This is a genomic window from Mesorhizobium sp. M2A.F.Ca.ET.067.02.1.1, from assembly GCF_004023285.1.
Taxonomy (GTDB): Bacteria; Pseudomonadota; Alphaproteobacteria; order Rhizobiales; family Rhizobiaceae; genus Mesorhizobium.
This window is the reverse complement of the sequence record NZ_RZSB01001448.1, coordinates 1-424: the sequence shown is the minus strand read 5'-3', so window position 1 is coordinate 424 and position 424 is coordinate 1. Positions and strand designations below refer to the sequence as shown.

Here is a 424-nt window from a genome sequence, read left to right as displayed (position 1 = left end):
GATAGTTGCGTGTCTGGCAGGTCCTTTTGCAGAATCCGCATTCGAAGGCTATCTGGACCCGCGCGATATGGCGATGAATGCGTCCGATGGGAATGAGGGGAGCAGCGACTACGCGGATGCCAAGCGAATCTATGGTGAGTTGCGGTTCCTGATGCCGCGCCGCCCCCGTTGGAGGCGGATCGAAGATTGCACGGCCCGGCTAGTACTCGATCACTGGTCGGCCATCGAAGCATTGGCCGCGCATTTGCTGGTCAAGCATGATCTCCAATTCGATGAGGCTCTGACGATTGTTGCGCCGCATCTTCCGCCCATGCCAGCAGCTACGCCGCCAGAGCGTCATCCGCAGCCTGCTTGATCAGCCATTCGATGTGATTTGACCACATCTGCAACACCTCGCGCTTCTCCTTGACGTTGCTATAGAGAT

The 424-nt window shown here is 57.5% G+C and carries 1 protein-coding gene; it reads left to right on the top strand.

What is annotated here, in order from left to right; all coding sequences use genetic code 11:
* Positions 1–355, top strand: a 355-nt coding sequence (locus EOA28_RS39420) for a hypothetical protein (protein ID WP_189342437.1), incomplete at its 5' end; no start/stop codon positions are given.
* Positions 356–424 lie beyond the last annotated feature (69 nt).